We start from the raw sequence: 24,914 nt of genomic DNA, 5'->3' as shown, positions 1-24,914 counted from the left end.
AAACCAACTTCAGAAACGCGACACTAGGAGGTCTCGCCGGGCAGCTTGTACGCGATCACGTCGACGTTCTGGATGCTCGGTTCGGTGCTGAACAGATCTGCTCCCTGTGCAGCAAGTGCCTGACCGACACCACCCGAGAGGTGGGTCTGGCGGGCCTCGTCGTCGGGGAACACGTCGAAGATCCCGAAGGTCGATTCGTCGAACTGCAGAGCGAACCAGGCCCGCGTGCCCTCCTCCTGCTCGACGATGGGACGGGCGCTGCGGAGGAAGTCCGCGACGTCCTGCTCCTTCCCGGGCTTGGCGTGCACGACGACCGACAATGCAGAGTTGATCATGGTGTCCTCACTTGTCCTGGCTGAACAGCTCGACCATCGCGGCGTTGAAGGCCGGGAGATCCTCGGGCGAGCGGCTGGTAATCAGGTTCCCGTCGCGCGCCACCTCTTCGTCGACGACGTTCGCCCCGGCATTGCGCAGGTCGGTGCGGATGCTCGGGTACGAGGTCAGCGTCCGACCCTCCACGACACCGGCCTCGATCAACGTCCACGGTCCGTGGCAGATCGCGGCAACGGGCTTGCCGGCGACCATGACGTCGCGCACGAACCCGACTGCGTCGGTGTCCACGCGCAACTGGTCGGGGTTGACCGTGCCGCCCGGAAGCAGCAGGGCGTCGTAGTCGTCGGCCGAGGCGGACTTCACCAGGGCATCGACCGGGAACGTTCCGGCCTCATCCAGGTCGTTCTTGCGGGCCTTGATCTCGCCCTCGTGCAGCGACAGCAGCTCGGTGGTGGCCCCCGCGTCCTGCAGAGCCTGTCTGGGCTGTTCGAGCTCCACGCGCTCGACGCCGTCCGCGGCCAGGATCGCTATCCGCTTGCCGTGCAATTCGTCTGCCATGTTCTGCTCAGTTCTGCGAAAGATGACGCTCTGCCCTCGCGGGCGAGCCGCACGCTGTCCGTCCGGGCAGCGCGGTTCGGGTGCAGGACGACTCGCGTGCAGTCGTCGTTGCGCTCATCGGAGTGCCGACAGGTGTTGGCTGCCGATTCTCGGGCCGGATCCTGGGAGACGGTGAAGAAGCTTCGGCCCTGTGGTCGACGATGACCTGCCGTCATCGACGGTTGTCGTTCTTCACCGGGGCCTGGCCGGGTGTGAGCGCCGGACCCGCTTTCCAGTATAGACATCGTTGGTCAGGGACGGGCCGCACGTCGCCATCTCGTCCGGGACGCCGGGACGCCGGGGGCACGAGGACGTCGACGCCGCCGCAGGACGTCCGGTCAGCGTCGTTCGAGGGTCACCGGTTCCCGACCTCATCCGCAGACGGGGCGGAGCGCCTGCTGACTGCGCGGGGAAGGCACACGGCGAAGGTCACCGATCAGGTGACGCAGCCTGCTCGTCCGATGCGCTCCCTGCGACGAGGTCATCGCCCTCGTCGCAGCCGTACGACGCTCACGTCCGGGAGGCGGCCTCCCGGAGCGCGGCCTCGAGGTACGGTGCCGACGCACCGGCTCCGGACGAGGCGACCTGCGCGGGGGTGCCTGAGGCGACCACGGTGCCGCCGTCGTCTCCCGCGCCGGGCCCGAGGTCGATGACGTGGTCGGCCGCGGCGACCACGCGCATGTCGAGCTCGACCGCGACGACGGTGTTGCCTGCTTCTACGAGGGTCTGTAGATGAGCCACGAGCCGGTCGGAGTCGGCGCAGTGCAGTCCCGAGGTCGGCTCGTCGAGGACGTAGAGGGTGTCCCCGCGCTGGGAACGTTGGAGTTCGGTGGCGAGCTTGACGCGCTGCGCCTCACCACCAGAGAGCTCGGTCGCCGGCTGCCCGAGACGCAAGTAGCCCAGGCCCACGTCGATCAGTGCCGTGAGCGAGCGCATGATGTCGAACTCGCCGTCGAAGAACTCGTGCGCCTCCTCGACGCTCATGGCGAGGATCTCCGCGATGTTCCGGCCACGCCAGAGGATCTCCAAAGTGCTGGACTGGTAGCGGGTTCCGTGGCAGTCGGGGCACTCGGTGTAGACCGAGGGGAGGAAGAGCAGTTCCACCATGACCGACCCCTCGCCCTCGCAGGTGGGGCAGCGGCCGCCGGTGACGTTGAAGGAGAATCGGCCCGGCTTATAACCCCGCGCGCGAGCCTCGGGCGTCTCGGCGAACCTCCGCCTCACGTGGTCGAACAGGCCGGTGTAGGTGGCGACGTTCGAGCGCGGGGTGCGGCCGATGGGCTTCTGATCAATGCTCACGACGCGGCGCACCCCAGAGAGGTCTCCCTGGACCGTTCCCCCGAGCTCCTCGGGCTCGTCCGACAGCAACAGCTCGTCCCCCTCGGCGGCCGCAGCGTCGTCCGCCTGGACAGCCCGCCCCAATCGCTCCCCGAGCAGCGCAGGCAGTGCCTGGCTGACCAGGCTCGACTTGCCCGATCCGGAGACTCCGGTGACGGCAGTGAATGCCCCGATCGGAAGGGAGATCGACACGTCGCGCAGGTTGTTGCGCGTGACGTGCTCGAGCCGCAGCCATCCCTCTGGCTCCCGGGGGGTCCGGTGAGGCAGGCCGCTGCCCCCGAAGACATACCCGCGAGTCACGGACTCCTCCACCGCGGCGAGTCCCTGGGTGGGACCGCTGTAGATGACGCGGCCGCCGCGCTCGCCCGCGCCGGGACCGATGTCGACCAGCCAGTCCGCGTGCCGCATCACGTCCACCGAATGCTCCACGACGAACAGGCTGTTGCCTCGGCGCTTGAGCCCGTCGAGGATGCCGAGCAGCGCGCTGACATCCTGCGGATGAAGCCCTGCGGAAGGCTCATCGAGCACGTAGACCACACCGAACAGTTCGGAGGTCAGCTGGGTCGCGAGCCGCAGTCGCTGTAGCTCCCCACCCGAGAGGGTGGGGGTGGTGCGGCTCAGGGAGAGATACCCCAGACCGAGGTCAATGATGGGCCGCAGTCTGTTGACGAGTTCTGCGCCCAGGCGCGCTATCGCGGCCAGCTTCTCCACCGAGTGGTTCGGCGTCCTGCGTACGTCGGGGGCTGCCTCATGGGCTGATCCGCCAGCGTCGACGCGCTGCTGCACAGCGTCGCGTCGGGCTGCCTCGTCCAGTGCCTGACCGGCAGTCTCAGTCCCGTCGAGATCGCCGGTGGCCCGCTCGACTGCCTCGTCGATCAACGTCGAGAGCTCCGCGAGGGGCAGATCGGAGAGATCAGCGACATCGAGGCCCTCGAAGGTCACCGACAGAGCCTCCGGCTTCAGCCGCTTGCCGTGGCAGGCAGGGCAGGGCGCGGCCGTGAGGAACTGTGCCACGCGCCGCTTCATCGACCCGCTCTTGGTGTTCGCGAACGTGTCGAGCACGTATCGGCGCGCACCGACGAAGGTGCCCGAGTAGCTCGGCTCGACGCCAGCCGCGATCGCGGCCCGGGCCTCGGCGAGCGTCAGGCGCGAGTGGACCGGGACGTACGGCGTCTCGTCCGTGTAGAGGATCCAGTCCCGATCCTCCTTCGGCAGATCCTTCCAGGGAACATCGACGTCGTAGCCGAGCGCGACGAGCACATCGCGCAGCTGATGACCGTGCCAGGCCGTCGGCCAGGAGGCGATGGCCCGCTCGCGGATCGTCAGTGAGGGGTCCGGGACCATCGTGTCCTCGGTGACCTCGTACACGCGGCCGATGCCGTGGCACTCCGGGCATGCGCCCTGCACGGTGTTGGCGGAGAAGTCCTCGGCGTAGAGCATCGGCTGGTCATCGGGGTAGTGGCCGGCCCGGGAGTAGAGCATGCGCACCAGCGAGGAGAGCGTGGTGATGCTGCCCACCGAGGACCGCGCGCTGCGGCCCCCGCGCTGCTGCTGAAGAGCGACGGCCGGCGGCATGCCCGTGATGGAGTCGACGTCCGGGACGCCTGCCTGGTCGATGAGGCGACGGGCGTAGGGGGCGACGGACTCGAGGTAACGGCGCTGGGACTCCGCGAACAGGGTTCCGAAGGCCAGGGAGGACTTTCCCGAGCCGGAGACGCCGGTGAACACCACCAGAGCGTCGCGGGGGACCGCCAGGTCGATGTCCTGGAGGTTGTGCTCGCGCGCGCCGAGCACCAGCACGTCGGGCTGAACGGGTGAGGAGTCCGACGATGAGGACCTGCGTGCTTCGACCATGCCGGCGAGACTAGCAATACGTTCCACCGATCGGTCGGAGCATGGCCCGGTCCTCCACGGTCCACCTGCCCGTGGTGCCTATCGCCGCAGCCAGGGCGGGCACCTCGGTGGACGGCGAGATTCCTCCTCGCCTAAGCTCGACGAGGGCCGAGGTCGCGGGCGACGGGCATCCACATGACCGTGGCACTTCCGCGACCGGGCCATCCACAACTGGAGGAGATCGTCATGGCAAGCAGCAACCGTGCCGTCGTGTTCCAGAACGTCAAGGACATGCGCGTCGAAACCCTCGACTTCCCGAAGCTCGAGATGCCGAACGGCAAGAGCGCCCCGCACGGCGTCATCCTCAAGATCGTCGCCACCAATATCTGCGGCTCCGACCTGCACATCTACCGCGGTTCCTTCCCCGTCCCCCAGGGCATGGTGATGGGGCACGAGATGACCGGCGAGGTCGTCGAGGTCGGCTCCGACGTCGAGTTCCTCTCCGAAGGCGACCTGGTCTCGGTCCCCTTCAACGTCGCCTGCGGCCGATGCCGCAACTGCCGCGCCCGCCACACCGAGGTGTGCGAGACCGTGAACCCCGACGTGTCCTGCGGCGCCTACGGGTTCAACCTGGGTGATTTCCAGGGCGGGCAGGCGGAGTACATGTTCGTCCCCTACGCCGACTTCCAGCTGCTCCGCTTCCCGGACAAGGACCAGGCCATGGAGAAGATCCGTGACCTCGCCCTTCTCTCGGACATCCTGCCCACCGCGTTCCACGGCCTCATGGAGGCCGGGGCGAAGCCCGGCTCGACCGTCTACATCGCCGGCGCCGGACCTGTGGGACGCTGCGGCGCCGCGGCGGCCCGTCTCCTGGGCGCTTCCTGCATCATCGTCGGTGACTACCATCAGGACCGGCTGGACCTGATGAAGAACAACGGCTGCGAGACCATCGACCTCAACCAGGACGTGCCGCTGACCGATCAGATCGAGGCCATCCTCGGCGAACCCATGGTGGACTGCGCCGTCGACTACGTCGGCAACGAAGCCCACGGGATCGGCCGCGAGGCCGAGGACATGAGCCCGGCCCACGCCATCAACCAGGTCATGGACGCCACCCGCGCAGGCGGTGCCACCGGCATCGTCGGCGTCTACGGCCCCGACCCGCTGGCCTCCTCCAAGGCCGAGCAGGAGGGAACCTTCTCGCTCGACTTCGGCAAGGCGTGGATCAAGTCGCCTCGGATCTCCGGCGGCCAGGCCCCGATCATGCACTACAACCGTGAGCTGATGATGTCGATCCTGTGGGACCGCATGCCGTACCTGAGCGACATGCTCAACACCAAGGTCATCAGCCTCGACGAGGCCCCCGACGCCTACGCCGCCTTCGACACCGGTGTCTCGGAGAAGTTCATCATCGACCCGCATGGCATGATCCCCGCCTGATTCAGGGATGTCATACACCCGGCCCGCGATCGTCGCTCCTGCGGCGGTCGCGGGCCGGCTCTGTGCACGGATCCGTCGCCGATCCCGGCCTGGACGATGCCCGGGCGCGGGCCCGGGGAAGGTGGGGCCGGCATGCCGGAGCTCAGCGGCGGTGACGAGTGCACAGGGGCGTGATCGGGGGAGACGGGGCAGGTCGCTGCGACGCTCCTGACGCCCCTCACCTCCCGCTCCGGATCGCCTCGCGAGGCGAGGGGGGGCGATCACGGGTGCCAGGGCCGCCGGCGCGGGCAGGTCGCGGAGGGACCGGTGTCACCCGGCGCCGGTCCTGGCGGGGAGCTCCAGCGGGAGTGTCACGTGGACGAGTGCCGGTCCACCACCGGGGCCGGCGCGGAGAAGGTCCGAGGGGGCCGCAGCGACATCGCCCACGGCGGGGCCGTCCGGATGCGCCGCGGCGCCGCCCGGCACGTCACGATCACCATGACGCGGATCGAGCGCTTCTGCGAGAGCATCGCCGCCGCCCGCGCCGGACGCTCGATGAGATCGTGTGCTCCGAGGCCCCGACGGCGGTCGATGAGCCGGAGTCCGCTGCTGTCGGTCGAGCCGTTGCGGGGAGTCCGGCGTATGCGCGTCATGACAGCAGCCCTCGCCGGGATCGAGCGGACCTCCGACCGTCGCCGATGCCGGCCACGTCCTGCGGGGAGGAGGGTCATGTGGCGCTCTGCGCCACGCGGGGATCGTCTGCGGCATCAGTCCACCGCATCCGGTGGGAGGGGACAGGGTCTGGGCGTGCCGTCACCTGCCCCCTCACCACGGGATGCGTTGGGCGGTGGTCAACGGATGGCGGCGCGGATGGCGGCGGCCGCGGCGGCGACGTCCGATGCGCTGTAGATGGCGCTGCCCGCGACGGCCACGTCTGCTCCCGCCTGCTGGACGGCCTCGACGGAGTCCGCACTGACGCCGCCGGCGACGGAGAACGGGACCTCGGCGGCCTTGCCGGCGGCGAGCAGGGCGTCGAGGCTGTAGCCGTCTTCCGCCTGCTCGTCGAGGCCGGCGTGCATCTCGACGAAGACGGCGCCGAGGGCGACGACCTCTCGGGCCCGTGCGGCCTTGTCGGACACGCCGATCAGATCGACGACGACGCCCTTGCCGTGCTTGGTCGCCGCGGTGACCGCTCCGGCGATCGTGCTGTCACCGGCGACGCCGAGCACGGTGACCAGATCGGCTCCGGCAGCGAAGGCGATGTCAGCTTCCAGCTCGCCGGCATCCATGGTCTTGAGATCGGCGAAGACGGTCTTGTCGGGGTGGGCGGCCTTGACCGCCGTGATCACCGCGAGGCCCTCGCTCTTGATCAGAGGGGTGCCGAGCTCGAGGATGTCGACGTAGGGGGCGGCCTTCGCGGCGAGGTCGAGGGCGGACTCGGTGGTCAGGGTGTCCATGGCGAACTGCAGACGCATGTCAGGGTGTCTCTTTCTCGTGGTGGTGTCGATGATGGAACGGGGAAGAAAGGTCATTCGAGATTGGCATGACGGGGCCAGAGCGCATCCGCACTCTGTCCGCTCTTCTGCCACAGGACGTCGAACAGAGCGTCGCCGACGAGGACGAGGAGCTGCTCGAAGAGGCTGCCGGCATACTGGGCCGACTGCTGCTCGGACCGGTCTGTCTTCGTCGCCGCACGGATGACCAGGACGGCGTGGGACAGCTGAGCAAGCGGTGACTCGGGGTCGGTCGTGATCCCGATGACGCGGGCACCGACGGATCGCGCCGTCTCAGCCGCGCTCACCACCCCCGAGGTCGTTCCGGAACCGCTGGCGGTCAGGAGCAGATCGCCCTCTCCGATCGCCGGGGTCGTCGTCTCACCGACGACGTGGACCTCCAGTCCGAGGTGCATGAGGCGCATGGCCGTCATCCGCAGCGCGAGCCCGGAGCGTCCAGCGCCGTGGACGAAGACCCGCCGGGCGTTCGCCGTCAGCTCGACGGCGGCCGCGAGCGCGGGCGCGTCGGGAAGGGCAGCTGCCCCCTCGATCTCGTTGACGATCCGCGTCAGCGAATCCTGAATGCCTCGTTCTTCCATGTCGACCATCTTGGGCCGGTCCGCGGCGCTCCACTGCTGCCCGATGAGCGGGGCGCCCCGTTCAATCGGATGGGTCTCCCAGGTCGGGCTAGAGTAGCGGAGTGAGCGACCTCCCGACCCCGCTGGAACGTGCCCGCTCCCTGTCGCGGGACCGTGCCCTGACCGAGCAGGCCGATCAGCATGCGATCACCCTCGAATCGATCCTCGCCGTGCTCCGCTCCGGCCGACTCGCGGATGCTGCCGCGCGCAGGGAGGCCACGGAGATCGCCTCCTCCGCACTCATCCGTGCTCGTTCGGTCCATGCGCAGCGCGAGAGCGTGCTCGAGCCGGTAGCCGAGGCATTCTCGCGCCTGCGCACCGAACTGCGTCCTCTGATCCGCTCCGGGCCACTGCAGGTCCAGTTCGCCGAGCCTCCTGCGCGAGGACGGGCGCTGCCGGGCCCGGTCGCTCGGGAAGCCCGCGCCATCTCCCGCACAGCAGTGCTCTCGCTCATGGACCGCGCGGACGCAGCACGCGCCCGGATCGGCTGGGACTGCGATGGCCGCAACCTGCTGATGGAGGTCCGTGACGACGGGGGAACCGCGGTGACGGCGGACAACGACACACTGCGTCCCATCGTGGAGCGAGTGGCGGCGCTCGACGGAACCATGGACGTGGAGACGACCCCGGGCTGGGGATCGACGCTACGGATCGAGATCCCACTGTGTCCCGCGTCAAGGAGTTGGCAGGATTTGTTCTCGTTCGAAGTTGGGGATGGTGGGGTCGGCCAGGCCCAGGTGCACCTCCATCGGCCGGTTCCAGGCGATGGCCTCGTGAGGACGGATCTCGTTGTACTCGATGCGGTAGTCCTCGGCGCGTTCGACGAGCGTGAGCGCGTCGGGGATGTCGTCGAGGAACAGCCGCTCGTATTTCAGCGTCCCGAACCCGCGTTCGCGGGACCCGTTCTGCCCGGGTGATTTCACTCGGGTGCGCACGTGCCGCAGCTCGGGGTGGCGCATGATGAACAGCTCGAAGTTCAGCGACCGGAACGGGCCACCATTGTCCGTGACGATCGTGACGACGGGCAGCAGCTCCCCGGTCTCGGCATCGACCTCGCACTGGTCGACGAGCGGGTGCCCGAACATGACCTCGTAGTCGGCGAGGGCGAGCTCGATCGCTGCGATCGCGTCATGCTGATTCGCCGTCGGTGACGTGTGAAACGGATGCTCGACCTTGGAGAACCAGTCCCTGCACCCCGCGATCCGCCACGTCCCGCCGGTGGTGGTCTCGACCTCGCTGAAGTCCAGCTGCCACACCTGATTCGGTCCCGTCGGGTTCCTCGCGAACGCGGCCTTGCGGTCTTTCGCCAGCTCCCGACGCTGCTTCTGATATTCCGACGGCAGGATCAGCCCGTCATCGCGCAGCAGCCGCAGCACGGTCGTCTGCGACACTTTATGCCCGTCGTGGCGGGTCATCGCCCAGATCTTCCGATGACCCCACTCCGGCTTCGCCAGCGCATGCGCGGTGACCAGCGGCCGGGCCGCATCCCGCGCCGGCTGTGGCCACGGACCCTTCACCGGTTGCTCGGCCTTCGCCTTGGCCTGCCAGCGCCGCCAGGTGCGCTCGGGCATGTCGATCAGCTTGCAGAACCTCGCAGTCGACATGCCCGCCTCCACACGGATCACCTCGAGGTCCTCGAAGGGCCCAGACGGCCCTCGGCGCTCTTTTTCCACACACGGATCTCGACCGCCGCCTCACCGAGGGCCTGGGTCAGCTCGGCGACCTCGTCTTCGAGCTGCTGCTCCCGCGTCGAGGGCTTGGACTTGCCCGCCTCGATGCCGGCCTTCCCGCCCTCGAGGAACTGACGCTTCCAGTTCCCGATCGCCTGCTCAGACACCTTCTCACGACGGGCCGCCTCAGCAATAGATATCTCACCCTGCAGCACGGACAACACGATGCGGAGCTTCTTCTCCGCCGGGATCGTCGGGGGACGACTCATGATTCAGACCTTTCGATAGGGACGTTACCTCAGCAACTAACTACCCCTGCCACATAGTCTGACGCGCGACAAATCGACCCTGCTGTCGAACGCGGCCGACATCTACAAGACAGCCGACGACGCGAACCGTCGGCTGTGCAACCAGGCGCTGTTCAAGGCGATCTACGTCGATGAGGACAACGACGTTCGGGTCGGCTACAGGACACCGTACGACGGGCTGAGCATCGATGGGTTGCAAGCCGACGCGCTCACGTGGGCCGCCGAGGCAAGAAAACTGGGCCAGGCCCGAACTTCGACCAAGGGCGGTCCCTTAGTCGAAAGTTCAAACCTGACCCATTTGGGGTGCCTGAGTAGTACGTTCGGCAACTCCGCCCCCAAGACGAAAACCCTGGTCAACCGCATAGACCGTGGGGTCTACGAGGTCTCTCGGCGCCCCCAGAATGGCGCTCCGAAGGACGATCGTGGCCCTGTTGTGAGGACTGTCGAGACGGCTCAAACTTTTCTCACCGCCTCCGAGGTGGACGCGCTCGTCGGCGACTACCTGGCCGGGATGAGCGTCAAGGCGCTCGCTGAGAGGTACGGCATCCACCGCGCAACGGTGTTCTCCCACCTGCGCCGCCGCAACGTGCCGAGCCGCCGCCCGGGGCTGGGGATCGACGAGAAAGCAGAGGCCGTGTGCCTCGCCCGAGCCGGGGTCTCGATGCGAGCGATCGGCCGTCGGATGGGTGTAGATCGCAAGTCTGTGCGCGCGGCCCTGGTCGAGGCTGGGCTCGTACCTGAGAAGGGCTGCGGTCATTCGCAGCACAGCGACCAGAGGTGGCCGCGGTAGAAGTGTCGCCGTAAGAACCTCTAGCTAGCGACTACGGCCTCGGGCCTGAGAACCGGGATCGGTGAGCCATCTGACGTCCAACCCACCCGGCGACCGTGGCGACGGTATTGTGATGCCCGTCGGATAAGTTGCCGCTGCCGGGCGCGCCGGTGCCAGGAGAGGAGGAGGGAATGGAAGAGAATGAAGCAGTTCTTTTCTCGGCCGGACATGGCTTTTACCATTTCGCCGTGTCGCAAGATGTCTTCGATCGCAGCCTCCTTTATAATTTGCTCCTTCAGCCGACCATAGCGATCCCGGACCATTATTTACTGCAGGGTGCGCGTGTCGGCGCGCACCAGAAGAGATATCAGTCACGCGACTCTTGGCTCGAAACGGGATTAAGAAACGGGTTCGTCGTCCCGTACCTCCGCCAGGAAGGTAAGTCACTTTCAGAGCAGCTAGAGCGCATGACGAGAGATGATCGCCGCGGGTTTATTCAGGGCGCCAGCGACGTGGCGGAGCGATTAGATAGAACAAAGTTCGTACCCGAGCATTGGATGTCTGCTGACAATTCGAGGGATTTCGGAGCAGCATTCTCGCGATACATGACTTCGGACGCACCTCCCATTCTGGAGTACCAGGTGGATCCAGATGACTTTCTGGGCTTCTGGAATCGAAGCAGGGAATGGATCGGGGGCGAACTAGAAGCGGGCTTGGAGCGATCCGGCAAGCTTTTGAACTCGGATGGGCTCCTCCTCAGCCAGCTCATTCAAGTCTCCGGAGAGCGACTACTCGGCCATGACTGTGGCCGTATTGAGAGCATGGGAGCTCTTCTAGACCAAGCTAAGTCGCGAGTTGGAAGCTCGGCCGAGCGTGACCTACGCATGTTCTACACGATCGCGTGTGAACTATACAATCGGAGCCTCGCAGACACGATTCTTACCTCCCCGGGGAGCCCGCGGTGGAACTACTTCGTCGCCGCTATGGACCTATGGCGAGACGATGCGCTGGTGGCCACCGATGATCTGACCGTCGGAGGTGTGCAATCCGATGAGCACGTCGACTTGGTGCTTCGTCTGCCGCGTGTTGACCACCTCCGTACAGTGAGTGGTGACGCGCTACTAGCAATTCGAAGATCTCCCACGTGTGACCGGTACTTCGAGTCCCTGGCGCATTGGCGCGCTTCGCCTCAAGACCAGTCGCGGCAAGCCGAGCTTGTGGAATCGCTGCGTCGCTACGCAGTGGAGATCCGGAAACATGTCGGGAAAGATATCGGTGTCTTCGGGCTTCGCCCGCAGTTCATCTCAGGCGCGACCGATCTCACTCGGACGATTGAAAAAGTCTCTGGTGTCGTTCAGGGATTTCTCTCCTATGCGACTAGCACCGCCGCAGCGGCGACAGGGGCCATGGCAGTGTCCGGGCCAATGCCCGCTGTGGTGCCGGCTGGATTTGCCACATTGTTTGTGCTGCAGACCGTCGCGAAGTACTATTCGCCGTCCCAGCCAGTCGAACTAGAGGTGTCCGCTCGCAGTGGAGTGAGAGTCTACCCAGATGTCACGATCACTCGGGCGTGAACCGATGAAGTTCGAGTCGCACAAGCATCAATCTCCAAGAACTGAACTCGTGCTCGTCCGACACGCTTCGAGCACGCGCGCCCAGGAGGGTCTCTGGGGTCGACTGTACGACGCACCACTTGCACAGGGCTACCAAGCGCAGCTCCGCCAAACCAGGCGGGATCTAGGCGGCTTCGACGGGCAAAAGGTGCTCTCATCACCTCTGCTTCGTTGTACACAGACTGCTGAACATCTCTTCCCCCAGTCGCAAGTTGAGCTGGTTCCCGAATTCCGCGCGTATCACTCTGGGGAGCTTGAGTCAGTAACGGAGGAGTACGTCGCTCGAGAGCACCCAGGCTACCTTCAGCTTTCCTACGGTGAGCGGTTCCTCTGTCCACGATTCAACGAGGAGAGCGTCGAACTTCAGATACTACGGGTCGCGAGGGGTCTACATCGCGTTCTGCAGAGTAACGAGCAGTTCCTGCTGATCGTTACTCACTACAGCACCCTGAACATTATCGCGAACCTGGGCGCTCGAAGCTGGGACACGCAACTTCATGCGGGAGGGGTTTACAACGTTGCCTTCGCCGGTTATCTAAGGATAGCGATCGACCCAAGAATCATTCTTGGAGACATCGAGAGTAACTTGGGGAATATGGTGCAGGCAAGGGTAAATGAGCACTGGACGGGGGAATCATATGGCGTTTGGTAATGACGTGGCGCGCAGGGCTGGCAAGGTAGTCGTCTTTGAGGGATACGACGGCTCAGGAAAATCGACACTGATCAGCGAGTTAAGACGGCGACTTCCAAATGCCTCGATTCGTGTCGTCGGCCGGAAGGCTGAATCGCAGTTGGTGGATATCGCGAAAATTCTTGAACGAGAGGATCAGCGTCCCGACCCTAATGCGGAGATTCTGCTCCGGATCGCAGTCGAGTTTGAACGGCTTGGCATAGTGTCAGAATCCCTGCAGCATAACGATATTGTCGTTTGCGATCGGGGCTTCGTGAGTCTTGTGTCGTGGCTCGACTACCTAGGCGTCGAGCGTGCTGCGTTCGAGAGTCTCCTCGTGCAGTTGGGAGACTATTACCAGAGTGCGCTTACCTTAGTTTGTGAGGCTGACTTCGAGACGTGCTGGACGCGGTCGTCGCAAAGAGAGCAGCTTTCTCGGAAGGACCGGTTGGGGAAAGAGGTCAATCGCCGATACTTCGAGCAGTATGACGCAAACATCCACGCATACGCGGCTTCTAATCCGGGATGCGTCATGATTGATACATTAGTCAATGACATCAGTGGGTCTGGCAATCAGATGATTGCGGCGATTGAGGCTCACGAAATCTAGTTCTCGGTTGACCTGAGCCCTGATCCACCGGTGGTGGTGGGTGGTGCGTGCGTGGCGTAGCACGAGAGTGCCCTTCTGAGCGGGGAGGATGTCGATTGCGACGTCCACACCCAGCCGCTCAAGAAGGGCACCTCGTAAGTGAGAGCTTCGCACACGATCCGGCCGGTGTTCGATGATCCGAATCTGGTGTCGGCCGGGGGTCTGGTCCCGGCGCTGCGGTTGGCCGAAGCGGCTGGCCTGTATGAGCTGCTCGAGGGGGTGACGGTGCCCTCGCCCAACGCCGGGGTCAAGACGGCCAGCGTGGTTGCAGGGATGCTCGCGGGCGCGGACTCCATCGACGACCTGGACCTGCTGCGTCACGGCGCGATGGGCAGGTTGTTCGACGGCATCCGGGCGCCCTCGACGCTGGGCACGTTCCTGCGTTCGTTCACCTACGGGCATGTCCAGCAGCTCGACAAGGTCAGCGCCGCCGTGCTGGCCGGGCTGAGCGTGCGGGTGCCGGGTCTGCTCGCCGGGGCCGATGCCGAGGGGATCGCGTTCGTCGATGTCGATGACACCGTCCGGGAGGTCCACGGCTACGCCAAGCAGGGTGCCGCCTTCGGGTACACCAAGGTCCGCGGTCTCAACATCCAGCTCGCCACGATCTCGACCCCGACCGCCTCACCGGTCATCGCCCGCGCCCGGCTGCGCAGGGGCAACACCGCTTCCGCTGCCGGGGCCGGGCGGATGCTGGCCCAGGCCATCACGACCGCCCGGGCCGCCGGGGTCACCGGACAGATCATGTGCCGGGCGGACTCGGCTTACTACGGGTGGGCGTTCGTGGGCACCGCGATCCGGCACGCGGCGTGGTTCTCGGTCACTGCCCGGATGACACCGAGCGTGACCGCCGCGATCACCAGCATCGATCCCGACGCGTGGCAAGCGATCGAGTACCCCAACGCCGTCTATGACGAAACCGAGCAACGCTGGATCTCCGACGCGGAGGTCGCCGAGGTCCCGTTCATCGCGTTCACCTCCCGCCGCAAGCACCAGCACGTGGACTGCCGGCTGATCGTGCGCCGGGTCAAGCGACGCCAGCCGCTGACCTCCGATGGCAGCGAGCAGGGCGAACTGTTCGCGACCTACCGCCACCACGCCTTCATCACCAACACCACCCTGCCCATGGTCCAGGCCGATCAGCGTCACCGCGACCACGCCCTGGTCGAGCAGGTCATCGCCGAACTCAAGGACGGACCGCTGGCCCACCTGCCATCGGGGAAGTACGCAGCCAACGCCGCCTGGGTCGCCTGCGCGGTGATCGCGTTCAACATCGCCCGCGCCACCGCAGCCGCCGCCGCGATGCACACCGCCCGATGGGCCACCCTGCGGACCCGGCTCATCAACATCCCCGCCCGGATCGCCACCACCGCCCGACGGCTCGTCCTGCACCTACCCACCCACTGGCCCTGGGCGCCCCGATGGCAACTGCTCTGGTCAACCGCGACCGCGACCGGCCCACCCCCCGCCATCGCGATCTGACCAACCAGCCCACAAAGGGCGCAACCCCAAGGACCTCAAGTGGAAGAGCCGGAACAGACCGGCAGACCCGCCACGCCCACTACCCGAGCCCCACCGCGAACCACCAAAATCACCGCTCACAAGTCAACGCCGGTGGATCCAGGCTGAGGCGGAGCGTTCCTGCCGCTGCGCGCGGTACTCATGGACGCGAGCCTTCGTGAGGAGGACGACGCTGAAGGTGCCAATGGCCAGCATCTTGAGAGCGTTCCAGATGCAGAGCAGGACTACGAGGTGGAGCCACCCTGGGCCGCCACTCTCGATGAGCGTGGTGCACCAGAAGGCGGCGGCCAGGTAGGGGCCGGCGAGGAGCATCGCTGGCACGCCCCACTTCAGTCCCTTCCGGGTGCGGATCAGGTCGAGCAGATCGTTGCTCGGCATGTATCGGCGCAGGAAGTAGCGGACCTCGGCGCTGGCTGTCCACAGTAGGCGGATCATGATGGGCTCCTCTCAACACGCGAGTCGTTGTCGAGACGGTGCGTGGAGAGTGACCCGAAGGTCTGCCGCGAGCGGCCCAAAGGTAAGGAGAAATCCGCCTCACCTTCAAGGCTACGCCGCGGCCCCGACATTGGGAAGGGTCAGATGCTGCGCCCGGGGCCGGACTGGTCGCGCCTTGCGGACTGGAGACCGGCCTCTGCCTGACGGCTCTCATCAGCGGCCAGCTGACGTACGTGGTCGAGCGCGGATCGCGCCCTCGCAGCGTCGATCTTCTGCGCGGCTGATTCGGGCGGGGCGCCGAGGGGCGCGTCGTCGGTGATGCGGTAGCGGTCGCGGTAGACGGCGACCACTCGTGCAGACTTGCGCCAGGCCGCGGCTCGTCGTCGGTCGGTAGGCGGCGTTCCGAGTGCAGTCGTCCACGGTGCGCTCTCGGTCAGCGCAACTTCGAGTACGGAGTCGGCGCGGTGCTCGATCAGTGATTCGCGTTCGTCGAGCGCTGTCCGCATCTCGGTGTCGATGACTCCGTGCGCCTGTGGGATAAGGCCGGCGATGAGTCGCGGCGGCTTGCGGGTCCTGCCGGAGCCTGCGGGCCGGGCGGTCGCGCGCTCGACCCGGTAGTGGAGGACGGCGGCGATGTCGTCAGCGTCGCCGAACCCTCGTGCGGCCACGAGACGCGGCAGCAACGCATCGACGCTGTGATGGTTCGCTTCAGCCCGGCGAAGCTCGGCCGCGAGTGGACCGAACGCTTCGGACTCAATGGCGCCCTCGGCCTGTTCATCGGTAAGCCCGGAGCCACGGACGAGGGTCGCCCAGCGGTCGTGTTGGGCTGCGGCGGCGATGGTCTCGTACTCGGCGGCGAGCTGGGCGATCGAGCCCCACAGCTCGTGCTCGGCGACGAGGGTCTCGTGCGCCGAGAGCTCGGCTCCGCTGTGCTGCAGAACTCCGTAGAGCACGCTTCGCGCGGTGGCATGCGGGTCGTCGCCAGGGTGTGGCTGCGCGTGGTCGTCGGCGCGGTCGAGGGTCACGTAGGCGTGGTTCGAGTGCCGTCCTCGGGTCATCGCAACGTAGAAGGTCTCCCTCGTCGAGGTCGGCTCGACCAACACGCGCGCGGTGTCGGTCGTGATGCCTTGGGCGCGGTAGGCGGTGACTGCATAGCCGAGATCGACATGCTCGGCCACGTACGCCGCTGGGAGGACGATGCTGCCGCCGAACCTGCGCCCACGCCTGCGAGCCCTGATGGTTCCGTCGTCGCGGACGGTGGTGCCGGTCCCGTAGTCGCGTGCGATGGTGATGGTCCCGTCGTCGCCGACGGCGGTGATGGTCCAGATGTCGCCGTTGCGTACCCAGTCCCGTCCGGCCAGGGTGCGGAGGTTCCGGTTGTTGAGGCGCGTGATGATGGTGTCCCCGACGCCGGCGGCGGTGCCGTCGCGCAGCTCGACTTCGCGGTCGGGTTTCAGGGTCTTGTTGAGGATCAGGTCGGCTCGGGCGCGTCGGTTCAGCATGGTCACGTCTTCGTGGGTTTCGGCGATCAGTACCGAGACCAGTCCCGCGTCGCGGTCGGCGCGCCAGGCGTTGTAGGCGGCATCGGTCACGGCCTCGGCGTCGCCGTCGGTGATGCGCTCGTGGGCGAGGTAGGTGTCGATAGCGGCCGTACGCCCGTGACGAAGCTCGAGTGAGGCGGTCTTCTCCCAGGCGTGGGTCAAGCGGTGAACATCGACCAGTTCAGGGGTGTCGGCCCGGTCTCTGGCGATCATCGCGAACGCTCCACCGGCGTCCACGGATTGCAGTTGGGCGTAGTCGCCGACCAGCAGCACCTTCGCGCCAGCGTCTTGGGCGAGGTGGGTGATGCGGTCCAGTGACAGGGTGCCTGCGAGGGATGCTTCGTCGATGATGACGAGCTCGCCCGCCTCGAAGGTGGTGCCGTGGACGAGGTGGTTCTGCCACCACTTCGCCGTGTTCTCAGTCTCGATCCCAAGGTCTTCGGCGAGAACCTGGGCAGCAACCGCCGACGGCGCGAGCCCGACGACGGCCCCGGAGCCGTGCTCGGCTTCCCACGCGCGGCGGAGCGCGTTCATAGCGGTTGTCTTGCCCGCCCCGGCGGGACCGACGAGGACATCGAGCATCCGACCCGACACCGCGATCCGGGTCAAGGCATCGGCTTGGTCATCGCCGAGCATCCGACCGTCCGCGTCGGGTCTGTACGTGATCTTCTCGACCGTGGCAAGCGTCACCGTCGGCCCGCCGAGGTTGGCTGCTCGTTCGAGGAGTCTGTCCTCGGCCGCGAGCTGGGACTCGGAGGTGAACACGGTCGAGCTCTTCGGACGGAACACCGAGGTGCCGTCGGGGCGACGGAACACGACCGGCGAGGTGGCGAGCTCAGGTGGCGTCAGCCGCAGCGAGCCGAGCTCGGCGGCGTCGGCGATCATCGCGACGATCGCTCCCCGGTCCTGCATGGTGGCGAACCGCCACCCCATCGTCTGCCGGGACGCCTCGGCCATGAGATTCCATCGCCGCCAGGTCGACCGCTTCTCACCGACCACCTCGACGACCGTACGCCCCAGCTCGCCGATCACGTCGAGCGGCACGTCGTCGGCACGCAGGAGCATCGGCTTGTCGTTGTCGGTGACCTCGCGCGCCCACGACGTCGCGTCCTGGCCCAGGGTCTTGCTCGCTCGCGTTCGCCACTCGGCGGTCAGGTCAGCAAGGGATCGGACCTGCTTCTCGGGGCGGGTCGCGAGTGTGGCTTGGGCTCGCAGTTTGAGGATCGTCGCGTTCGATGGTTGGCGTCCGTGCTGGGCAACGTACTCGTCGATGAGCCGGTTCTTCTCCGCGTCGATGTGGCGGGCGCGGGTGGAGAACTCCGCGACCAGCTCCTCCGGCACGCCGGTGATCGCCCACGCTGGGTTCCGGTCCCGGCCCATCTCGCGCGCCTCCCAGGAGACGCCGAAGGTGCGGGTCATGTGGTCAGCGAACACCGCTTCGTGTAGCTCGGAGAGCGCGACGACGGCGGCGTGCATCGGTCGGCCGTCAAGCGAGCGCCACTTCCCATCGAGGACGGTCTTGGCCTTGTTGCTGATGACGACGTGCGTGTGGAGGTGAGGGTCGCCGGCGCGAGAGTCGAAGTGATCGAACGCGGTCGCGATGAGCCCGGTGACATCGACCTGCGCAACCGCGCCGTCCCCGGCGGTTGCGCCCGTGCGGGTGGCTGCAACCTCACGTTCCATGAACGCAACCACCTCCGCAACCGCTCGATGATGCGCCTCGCCGATCAGTGCCTGCACTCCGGCATCGGCGACTGCCCACAACACGCTCGCGGACTTCGGGATGGAGAAGGTGAAGTCGAAGCCCGCCACCGCGCGTCGCGTGCTCCGGGCAGTCTCCTCGGCAACGATCTGCGCGACGGCCTCGCCCTTGGCCCCAGGCGTCATCGTCGGGTCGAGGTCGGCGATCCGCGCCTCGATCCGCTCTTCCTGGCTCTTGTAGGTCGCGAAGGCACGACCGAGCGGCTCGTCGGTGATCGGATCATGGCCAGTTCCCATCAGGAGCTGGAGCTGGTGCTCCGATACTCGGTCACCCACCTGAATCTCGCCCTTGCCGAGGGCCGCTACGCCCGCGCCGAGCCAACGACCAGGCGGGGTGCCTTCCTCCATGTAGTAGCGCGTGAGCGGCGTGGAGAGTGGTCTGTTCCCGTCGGCTGCCGCAACCGTCTTGAGCAGGTACTTGTAGCCATCACCCGCCGACATCACACGCATCGAAACCGTCATGCTCACCTCCGCGCCTGCCGGGCAGGTGAGCACCCGCACCCGGTGATCTCGGCCGCGGGAATGCTCGGTCTACTGGTGCAGGTGTCGTATTTGAGTGGAGCGAATGCTCCGCGTGCGAGCGTGGGCGGGCCGGTTCAGAGGGTGCGGAGCCAGGCTCGAATGCGACCGCGGGCGTTGGCATAGGGCGATGAGGTATTGAAGGAGATCATCCGACCCATGGTCCATTTGCCGTACCAGGGATCGCCGTAGAGTTCGTCGTTCGAGTAGCCCTTGACCAGTGTGATGATCTGGTTCTTCGCCTCGACGAGTTGGGTGCGCAGGCTCTCCCAGGTGTCGGTTTCGTGTTCGGCGTAGTAGCGCTGAGCGAGCTGGCCGAGTTCATTCCATTTGATGTCGGGAGCGGGGAACTCGTCGGGCAGCCCTTCGGCGCGTCGGCGGTGCCAGGTGAGGACCTGCTGGTTCCAGCCGATCAGGTAGGCCACGAGGTCCGCGGGACTCATCGTGGTCCCTTTCACGTGCCCATCCAGGACAGCTTGCCGCGTGGCAGCGGCAGGGACCCGGTCCAGGTCCTTGTCTAGTTGTGTGAAGGTCTTCTCGATCGCTGCGAGAAGATCATCCTTGGTCGCAGGAACGGCCATCAGTGCCTCAGCTCTGCGCGGGTAGAGATGTCGTGTCCGCGCCTGGGATCTCGTTCTCAATCCTATGAGTTCTGTTCGTCGACCTGAAGGCTTCGTTGCGGTCGGTGATGTAGCCGGCCCAGTCGCGGGCGGCGAGGGCCGCCCATTTGACGGCGGTCTTGTCGGCGATGCCGACGAGTTCGGCGAGGATCGGGGCCGGGACTTCGCCGGCGAGGGCGAACATCGCGACGTGACGGGACTGGCCGGGTCGGATGCCGTTGGCGACGAGCTTGGCGCGGAAGTTTTCTCGGACCATGTGACGGCCGGGGTGTCTGCCGGGGAACAGCCAGCCGTGGTCCCGGCTCGCGATCGACGGCGTGCGAGGTGTGCCGAGGTAGCGGCGGATCAGTTCGTCCATTCCGGGTGGCATCTCGATCGGGATGGCGTCGAAGGCGACGAGGACCGGGCCGTCCTCTTCGATGGTGATCTGGTCGGTGCGCATCGCGACGATCGTTTCGAGGGGCTGGGCGAACAGCAGCGTGAACAGGCCGCCGATGCGGGCGTAGAGGCCGATCGTGTCGTCGTGGAGCAGGAGGTTGATCTGGTTCCAGCGGTCGGCGTCGGACACGACGACCTGGGGGATCGTCTCCTCGCGCCATGGGATGTTGACGCGGGTGTTCGTGCGAGTGCGGCGCAGCCAGGCGACGAAGGACTGCTCGCTGGTGCGTCCACCAGGATGATCGGCGAGGTAGCGCTCGAGTTCCGTCTGGGTGAGTTGATCGACTGTGATTCCGCGCGCGGCTGCCCACTGGGCGAGCCGGATCGCGCCGTTGATCTTCGAACGTGCGCTATAGATCGATGCCTTGCTGAGAGTCCCGCGCTCGGCCAGGCCGCGAAGCCGACGCAGATGATGCCAGCGTCCGTAGCGGGAGATGACGGCTGCGGTGTCGTGGTCGAGGCCGTCAAGAAGGTCAGCGAGCCATCGCTCGATCTGCTCGATCGGCGGGTGATACGGGGCCAGGACTCCAGCGCTGGTGAGCAGCTCGCGAAGATAGTTGTGTGAGCGGTCGGCGGGCAGCGCCCGGAACGTGTCGTGACTGATCGGCAGCTCGCCGCGGGCCATGCGTCCGAGGAGCTCCGCGCCGGTCGCGGGCGGCTTCTTCAGCCAGGTGATGACGCTCTGCGGGCGGGTTGCGGCGGCCAGTTCGTCGTGGAGGGGCCGCAGTCCGGCATGTATCGTCCCGGTGCCGGGGTCGGTGAGCAGCTCGGCCAGGCGCTCGGCGAGGATGCAGCGGGCGCAGCGAGTGGCGCCGTAGGGGTGGTCCTCGCGGCCGCACTCGGCGCAGGCGAACACCGACTCCTCGCCCGCGCATCCTGCGCAGACCAGGACCCCGTAGCTCGACATCGAGGGGTAGGCGATCGGGCGTAGCTCGAAGCACTCGGGACAGACCGCGGGGTGGTAGGCGATGTTGCGTCGGCAGCGGTAGCAAATCGGCCCGGTCGGCAGCATCACCGTCGTGCCGACCAGCCTGCAGCGCACGCATTCCCGAAACCGGGACTCGGTCACTCCTCGATGCCGTCAGGGCGGCGCACTCGGGCACGAACTGGCCGCAGGTCGCCGATCCCGGGACCTCCGCGATCATTGACCGTCTTCGTCGCGCGCTGGTGGTCGACGTGCAGTTCAAGCAGGTCGGAGGGGGTGCATTCCAGGATGTCGCAGAGCGCAGCGAGCAGGTCGGTGTTGATCCGCTGCGGCGGCTTGGTGACGATCCGGTGCACCATCTGACGGGACAGCTCGACGCCGCGCTCGTGCAGCGGCTCCATCAGGTCGGTGGTCTGGAACATCCCCTTCGCGGCCATGAGCTGGCGCAGATGCCAGAGCATCGTCAGCTTCCTCGTCATCGTTCCTCCGTAGATTCGTAAACGCGCGCGAGCGCGGCCTTGAGGGTCTTGGTCTTGAAGTCGTTCGACACCGACGTGTAGATCGCCGTCGTGGAGGCGTAGGAGTGGCCGACCTGCTCGGTGACAAACCGCTCCGGGTAGCCGAACTCGATCAGATGCGTGACATACGAGTGCCGCAGGCAGTGCAGCGACAGGTCCGCGTCGAGCCCGGCCTGCTCGCGCAGCCAGGCGAAGCGGTGATCCATCGTCTTCACCGAGATTCGCTGCCCGCGCTCAGTCAGCCAGAGCGCGTCCCTCGTCCCCGGCTCCAGCAGCGGACGGGCCTGCTCGACCCACTGCCGCAGCCCGTCGACGGCCCAGTCGAACTCCGGGACGGTGAGCACCGTGCGCCGGCGCGGTGTGCCGCCGCGCACGCCCTTGCCGTAGCGGACATGCACCGCCCCGTATCTGCCCCACTGGCGCATGTGCGGGTTCGGGCGCAGGTCCGCAACGTCGAGGTTGCAGAGCTCCCGACGGCGCAACCCGTAGGCGTAACAGGTCTTGATCATCTGCGCGTCCCGCAACGCGGCCCACGCGCCCTTGCGGCCCGAGCGTTGCACCCGCTCAACGCGGGTATCGAGAAAGTCGAACAGGTGCTGCAACTCGTCGTAGGTGAACGGCCGCCGGCCCGGCCGCCCCTCGTACTCGCTCAGATGCGCGACCGTGTTGAAGTCGTGACAGACCTGCGACGGGATCGCCCCGAACCGATGCTCGCACTCGGCCGTCCACCCATAGCGCCCGTCGAGCAGGTAGTCGCAGAACATCCGCAACGTCAGGTGATAGCCGCGGATTGTCGACGGCGCCAACCGCGCGCCGCCGCTCATCAGTGAGACCGTGAAGTCCTCCACGTCGCCCGCGTTCCACTCCCACGGGAACGACCCCGCGAACTCGGTGAACCGTCGCAGCAGCGCGATCCGGGGCTCGATCGTCGCCTCCGACAGTAGACGCGACTTCTGCTGCCGCTCCCAGCCGACAAGCATCGCCTCGAACACCGCCGCCTGCTCGTCCAGATGCACGACCCCGGAAGCCAGCACCAAGTGCGAAGACCCCGGAACCTCGATCGACAACCCCACCCCAAAGGTAAACTCCAATTAGACAATGCCAACCTGAAGTTACCACACCGCGTCGATACCCGTGACAGACAACGAGGCCCTCACGGACCGCAGAGGCATTCACACCCCCGCGCCCGCCCGCAGTGTCAACTCTGCGTTGATTCGGGACCTTCAACCTCGATCTGCAAGACGCGTGTGACCTCGAACAGGGCGCGAGCAGAGACCGGAGGCAGTGGCGCGACTCGCGGAGTCGATCAGGGCTCGGTGAGCGGCGGGTGTGTCGGAGCCGTGCACCTGACAGGTGACCAGCTCGGCATCAGCTTCGTGACGAGGCGATGCCGGGGACGACCGTCACCGGAGCGGACTTCATGCACGACCTCGACGCCAGCGGCGGCTCAGAACTCAGGATCGGGTCGCTGTTCAGCGGCTACGGCGGCCTCGACCTCGCCGTCGAGCACGTCTTCAATGCCAGGACCGTGTGGTTCTCCGAACTCAACGAGCCCGTCGCCCGTGTCTTCTCCCGCCACTGGCCCGTGGCCCCGAACCTCGGTGACATTACGGCCATCGACTGGAGCCAGGTCGAGCCCGTGGACATCCTCATCGGCGGGTTCCCGTGCCAGGACGTTTCCACCGTCGNATGGCCGCGGCCATCGACGTGCTCCAGCCCGAATGGGTCGTCATCGAGAACGTCCGCGGGCTGCTGTCCTCACCCGCGACACGGCCCGACTTTGATCAGGTTAGTGTCCAGCGGCGCGGGTCTTGATGGCCTCGAGGACGGTGGCGAGGTCGGCGGGTAGTGGTTCGGCGGCTTCGATCGTGTGGCCGCTGGCTTCGATTTCGTAGGTGCGGTAGCGGCGGGCGGTCTTGACGAACTTCTTCAGGGACCACCCAGTGGTCTCCTCGATCCACCTGCCCACGGCGATCGCGGCGAACACGATGGTCAAGTGGGCTTCGATGCTGTCGCGGGTGCGGGCGAAGATGGGCCTGGCCGCGAGGTCGGACTTGGCCATGCGGAACGACTTCTCGATCTGCAGCAGACGCCGGTAGGCACCGATGACCATCTCGGGGTTGGGGTCGGCGATGTTCGTGACGTAGCCCTTGATCCCGGCCAGGGAACGCGCTTTGGCTTCCAGTTCCCGGTTCACCGACTTGCTCGCACCTGTGAGGTGGACGAACCGGTTGCGCTTAACCGAGGTGCGCCCCGCGACGGCGTCCTCGGCCTTGCGAACCTGGGCGTCGATACCGTGCAGGGTGCGCCGGGCGCGGTCGGCTGAGTACTGGTAGTAGAAGACCTGGTCACGGCGCTTGTCCGAGGGACTGGCAGGCCACGGTTGGGTGAAGACGTGCCCATCGGGGATCTGCTGGTCGGGGTGCTCGCGATACCACTGGGAGATCGGGTAGGGCACCTGGGGGGTCTTCGCGCCCAGGATGAAGGACAGGCCCTCGGCTTCGATCGCGCGCATGTTCGCCTCGGAGATCATCCCCGCGTCGGCCACGATCACCACGTCGCGTAGGTGGTGGGTGGTCATGAACGCCTTGAGCGTGGGCACCATCGTCGTGGTCTCGGCCTTGTTGCCCTCGAACGCGTTGACCATCAGCGGGAACCCGGCAGCGTCAGTGAGCAGTCCCACGGTGATCTGTGGCTCCAGGCGCCGCTCCTTGGAGAACCCCGACTCACGAAACCCATCACCCTCGTGCGTCTCGAAATACAGCGTCGTCACGTCATAGAGCACGAGCGTGGCCGGACCCAGGTTCGCGTGCCGCGCGCAAGCTGCGGCGAGCTGCTCACGCCATCCCTCGGCGGCATAGACCCGAAGCCGACGCGTGATCGTCGGGTAGGACACGGTGCTGATGCCGGCCTCGGCGAGCACACGCAACGAGTCGAACTTGCTCGTCGGCTCAATGATCCGCGCCAGAACCAGTTGGCGGAACACCTCGTCCCCTGAAGCGCCCCGGGTTTTGTGGAGGCTCGGTTATCTGGAACCGGCTCCGACGGGAACCTGTTCTTCAACGTAGCTGACGGGCTTGTGGGATGCCCAGTGGGCGGCCTCGAACTCGGCGGGCGGGATGTGTCCGATCTCGCCGTGCAGGCGCCGGTGGTTGTACCAGTCGACGTACTCGGCGACCGCGATCTCGACGTCGCGGACCGACGCCCACCCGCCCTTAGGGCGCATCATCGGGTTGCGGATGCACTCGGCCTTGAACAGCGAGTTGAAGGCCTCGGCCAAGGCGTTGACGCTCCTATAGTTGTCAACTC

Annotated in this window: 21 protein-coding genes and 2 pseudogenes; 7 read left to right on the top strand and 16 right to left on the bottom strand. The window is 66.4% G+C overall.

From position 1 onward, the window contains the following. Positions 1–23: 23 nt before the first annotated feature. From FCK90_RS14725 to FCK90_RS14715, 3 genes are all read right to left on the bottom strand, one after another. Positions 24–335 carry a putative quinol monooxygenase gene (locus FCK90_RS14725; protein WP_006215294.1) on the bottom strand — a complete coding sequence of 104 codons (312 nt, stop codon included), beginning with the start codon at positions 333–335 and terminating at the stop codon, positions 24–26. Positions 336–342: 7 nt separating this feature from the next. Next, positions 343–891 carry a type 1 glutamine amidotransferase domain-containing protein gene (locus tag FCK90_RS14720; RefSeq protein ID WP_158035058.1) on the bottom strand — a complete coding sequence of 183 codons (549 nt, stop codon included), beginning with the start codon at positions 889–891 and terminating at the stop codon, positions 343–345. Positions 892–1,440: 549 nt separating this feature from the next. Continuing rightward, positions 1,441–4,122 carry an excinuclease ABC subunit UvrA gene (locus FCK90_RS14715; RefSeq protein ID WP_158035057.1) on the bottom strand — a complete coding sequence of 894 codons (2,682 nt, stop codon included), beginning with the start codon at positions 4,120–4,122 and terminating at the stop codon, positions 1,441–1,443. 225 nt (positions 4,123–4,347) lie between these two features. On the opposite strand from FCK90_RS14715, the gene FCK90_RS14710 reads away from it, so the two are divergent. After that, positions 4,348–5,541, top strand: a complete 1,194-nt coding sequence (locus tag FCK90_RS14710; RefSeq protein ID WP_158035056.1) for an alcohol dehydrogenase catalytic domain-containing protein — start codon at positions 4,348–4,350, stop codon at positions 5,539–5,541. A gap of 350 nt (positions 5,542–5,891) precedes the next feature. Here the strand turns inward: FCK90_RS14710 and FCK90_RS14705 are convergent, their stop codons facing one another. The 5 genes from FCK90_RS14705 to FCK90_RS14680 form a co-directional block, all read right to left on the bottom strand. Next, on the bottom strand, positions 5,892–6,173 hold the full coding sequence (locus FCK90_RS14705) for a hypothetical protein (RefSeq protein ID WP_158035055.1): 282 nt from the start codon (positions 6,171–6,173) through the stop codon (positions 5,892–5,894). Positions 6,174–6,371: 198 nt separating this feature from the next. Continuing rightward, a complete protein-coding gene (gene hxlA, locus FCK90_RS14700) occupies positions 6,372–6,995 on the bottom strand; it encodes a 3-hexulose-6-phosphate synthase (protein WP_158035054.1) in 624 nt (207 codons plus the stop codon). A gap of 53 nt (positions 6,996–7,048) precedes the next feature. Continuing rightward, positions 7,049–7,621 carry a 6-phospho-3-hexuloisomerase gene (hxlB, locus tag FCK90_RS14695; protein WP_158035053.1) on the bottom strand — a complete coding sequence of 191 codons (573 nt, stop codon included), beginning with the start codon at positions 7,619–7,621 and terminating at the stop codon, positions 7,049–7,051. A gap of 704 nt (positions 7,622–8,325) precedes the next feature. After that, entirely contained in the window at positions 8,326–9,255 is a 930-nt protein-coding gene (locus tag FCK90_RS14685) for an integrase core domain-containing protein (RefSeq protein ID WP_246180459.1), read from the bottom strand. A gap of 17 nt (positions 9,256–9,272) precedes the next feature. Further along, positions 9,273–9,590, bottom strand: coding sequence for a transposase (locus FCK90_RS14680; protein WP_158035051.1), 318 nt, complete (start codon positions 9,588–9,590; stop codon positions 9,273–9,275). Between the two features lie 517 nt (positions 9,591–10,107). Between FCK90_RS14680 and FCK90_RS14670 the strand changes: the two genes are divergently transcribed. From FCK90_RS14670 to FCK90_RS14650, 5 genes are all read left to right on the top strand, one after another. After that, complete coding sequence (locus FCK90_RS14670) at positions 10,108–10,419, top strand: hypothetical protein (protein ID WP_181954343.1); 312 nt, start codon at positions 10,108–10,110, stop codon at positions 10,417–10,419. A 170-nt stretch (positions 10,420–10,589) separates the two neighbouring features. Next, positions 10,590–11,972, top strand: a complete 1,383-nt coding sequence (locus tag FCK90_RS14665) for a hypothetical protein (protein WP_158035050.1) — start codon at positions 10,590–10,592, stop codon at positions 11,970–11,972. Positions 11,973–11,976: 4 nt separating this feature from the next. Beyond that, a complete protein-coding gene (locus FCK90_RS14660) occupies positions 11,977–12,663 on the top strand; it encodes a histidine phosphatase family protein (RefSeq protein ID WP_181954342.1) in 687 nt (228 codons plus the stop codon). After that, on the top strand, positions 12,650–13,291 hold the full coding sequence (locus FCK90_RS14655; RefSeq protein ID WP_181954341.1) for a dTMP kinase: 642 nt from the start codon (positions 12,650–12,652) through the stop codon (positions 13,289–13,291). The genes FCK90_RS14660 and FCK90_RS14655 overlap by 14 nt, the downstream gene beginning before the upstream one ends. 138 nt (positions 13,292–13,429) lie before the next feature. Continuing rightward, positions 13,430–14,809, top strand: coding sequence for an IS1380 family transposase (locus FCK90_RS14650; protein ID WP_158035047.1), 1,380 nt, complete (start codon positions 13,430–13,432; stop codon positions 14,807–14,809). 123 nt (positions 14,810–14,932) lie between these two features. Here the strand turns inward: FCK90_RS14650 and FCK90_RS14645 are convergent, their stop codons facing one another. The 6 genes from FCK90_RS14645 to FCK90_RS14620 all read right to left on the bottom strand — a co-directional run bounded on the left by FCK90_RS14645 (position 14,933) and on the right by FCK90_RS14620 (position 22,639). Continuing rightward, entirely contained in the window at positions 14,933–15,283 is a 351-nt protein-coding gene (locus FCK90_RS14645; RefSeq protein WP_158035046.1) for a sulfate permease, read from the bottom strand. 140 nt (positions 15,284–15,423) lie between these two features. Beyond that, a complete protein-coding gene (mobF, locus tag FCK90_RS14640) occupies positions 15,424–19,047 on the bottom strand; it encodes a MobF family relaxase (RefSeq protein WP_246180457.1) in 3,624 nt (1,207 codons plus the stop codon). A gap of 134 nt (positions 19,048–19,181) precedes the next feature. Next, positions 19,182–19,685: a ClbS/DfsB family four-helix bundle protein gene (locus tag FCK90_RS14635; RefSeq protein ID WP_158035045.1), complete on the bottom strand. Its 504-nt coding sequence runs from the start codon at positions 19,683–19,685 to the stop codon at positions 19,182–19,184. Positions 19,686–19,692: 7 nt separating this feature from the next. Further along, positions 19,693–21,231 (bottom strand): hypothetical protein, encoded by a 1,539-nt coding sequence (locus tag FCK90_RS15470; protein ID WP_181954340.1) that lies wholly within the window; start codon positions 21,229–21,231, stop codon positions 19,693–19,695. Beyond that, complete coding sequence (locus FCK90_RS14625) at positions 21,228–21,548, bottom strand: helix-turn-helix domain-containing protein (RefSeq protein ID WP_246180456.1); 321 nt, start codon at positions 21,546–21,548, stop codon at positions 21,228–21,230. Before FCK90_RS14625 ends, FCK90_RS15470 begins: the two co-directional genes overlap by 4 nt. A 14-nt stretch (positions 21,549–21,562) precedes the next feature. After that, positions 21,563–22,639: a tyrosine-type recombinase/integrase gene (locus FCK90_RS14620; RefSeq protein WP_246180461.1), complete on the bottom strand. Its 1,077-nt coding sequence runs from the start codon at positions 22,637–22,639 to the stop codon at positions 21,563–21,565. Positions 22,640–22,992: 353 nt separating this feature from the next. On the opposite strand from FCK90_RS14620, the pseudogene FCK90_RS14615 reads away from it, so the two are divergent. Continuing rightward, positions 22,993–23,293 (top strand): annotated as a pseudogene (locus FCK90_RS14615) (DNA cytosine methyltransferase); the annotation flags it as partial. Positions 23,294–23,394: 101 nt separating this feature from the next. Here FCK90_RS14615 and FCK90_RS14610 read toward each other — a convergent pair. Together FCK90_RS14610 and FCK90_RS14605 are read right to left on the bottom strand one after the other, a co-directional pair. Beyond that, positions 23,395–24,606, bottom strand: a pseudogene (locus FCK90_RS14610) (IS1634 family transposase); the annotation flags it as partial. Positions 24,607–24,630: 24 nt separating this feature from the next. Next, positions 24,631–24,914 (bottom strand): integrase core domain-containing protein (locus FCK90_RS14605; protein ID WP_220433357.1); only part of this gene is annotated, 284 nt, incomplete at its 5' end.

The organism is Kocuria coralli (assembly GCF_008831305.1).
In the GTDB taxonomy this organism is placed as follows: Bacteria; Actinomycetota; Actinomycetes; order Actinomycetales; family Micrococcaceae; genus Kocuria; species Kocuria coralli.
Note: the sequence above shows the minus strand (reverse complement) of the source record. Positions and strands in the feature narration are given on the sequence as shown.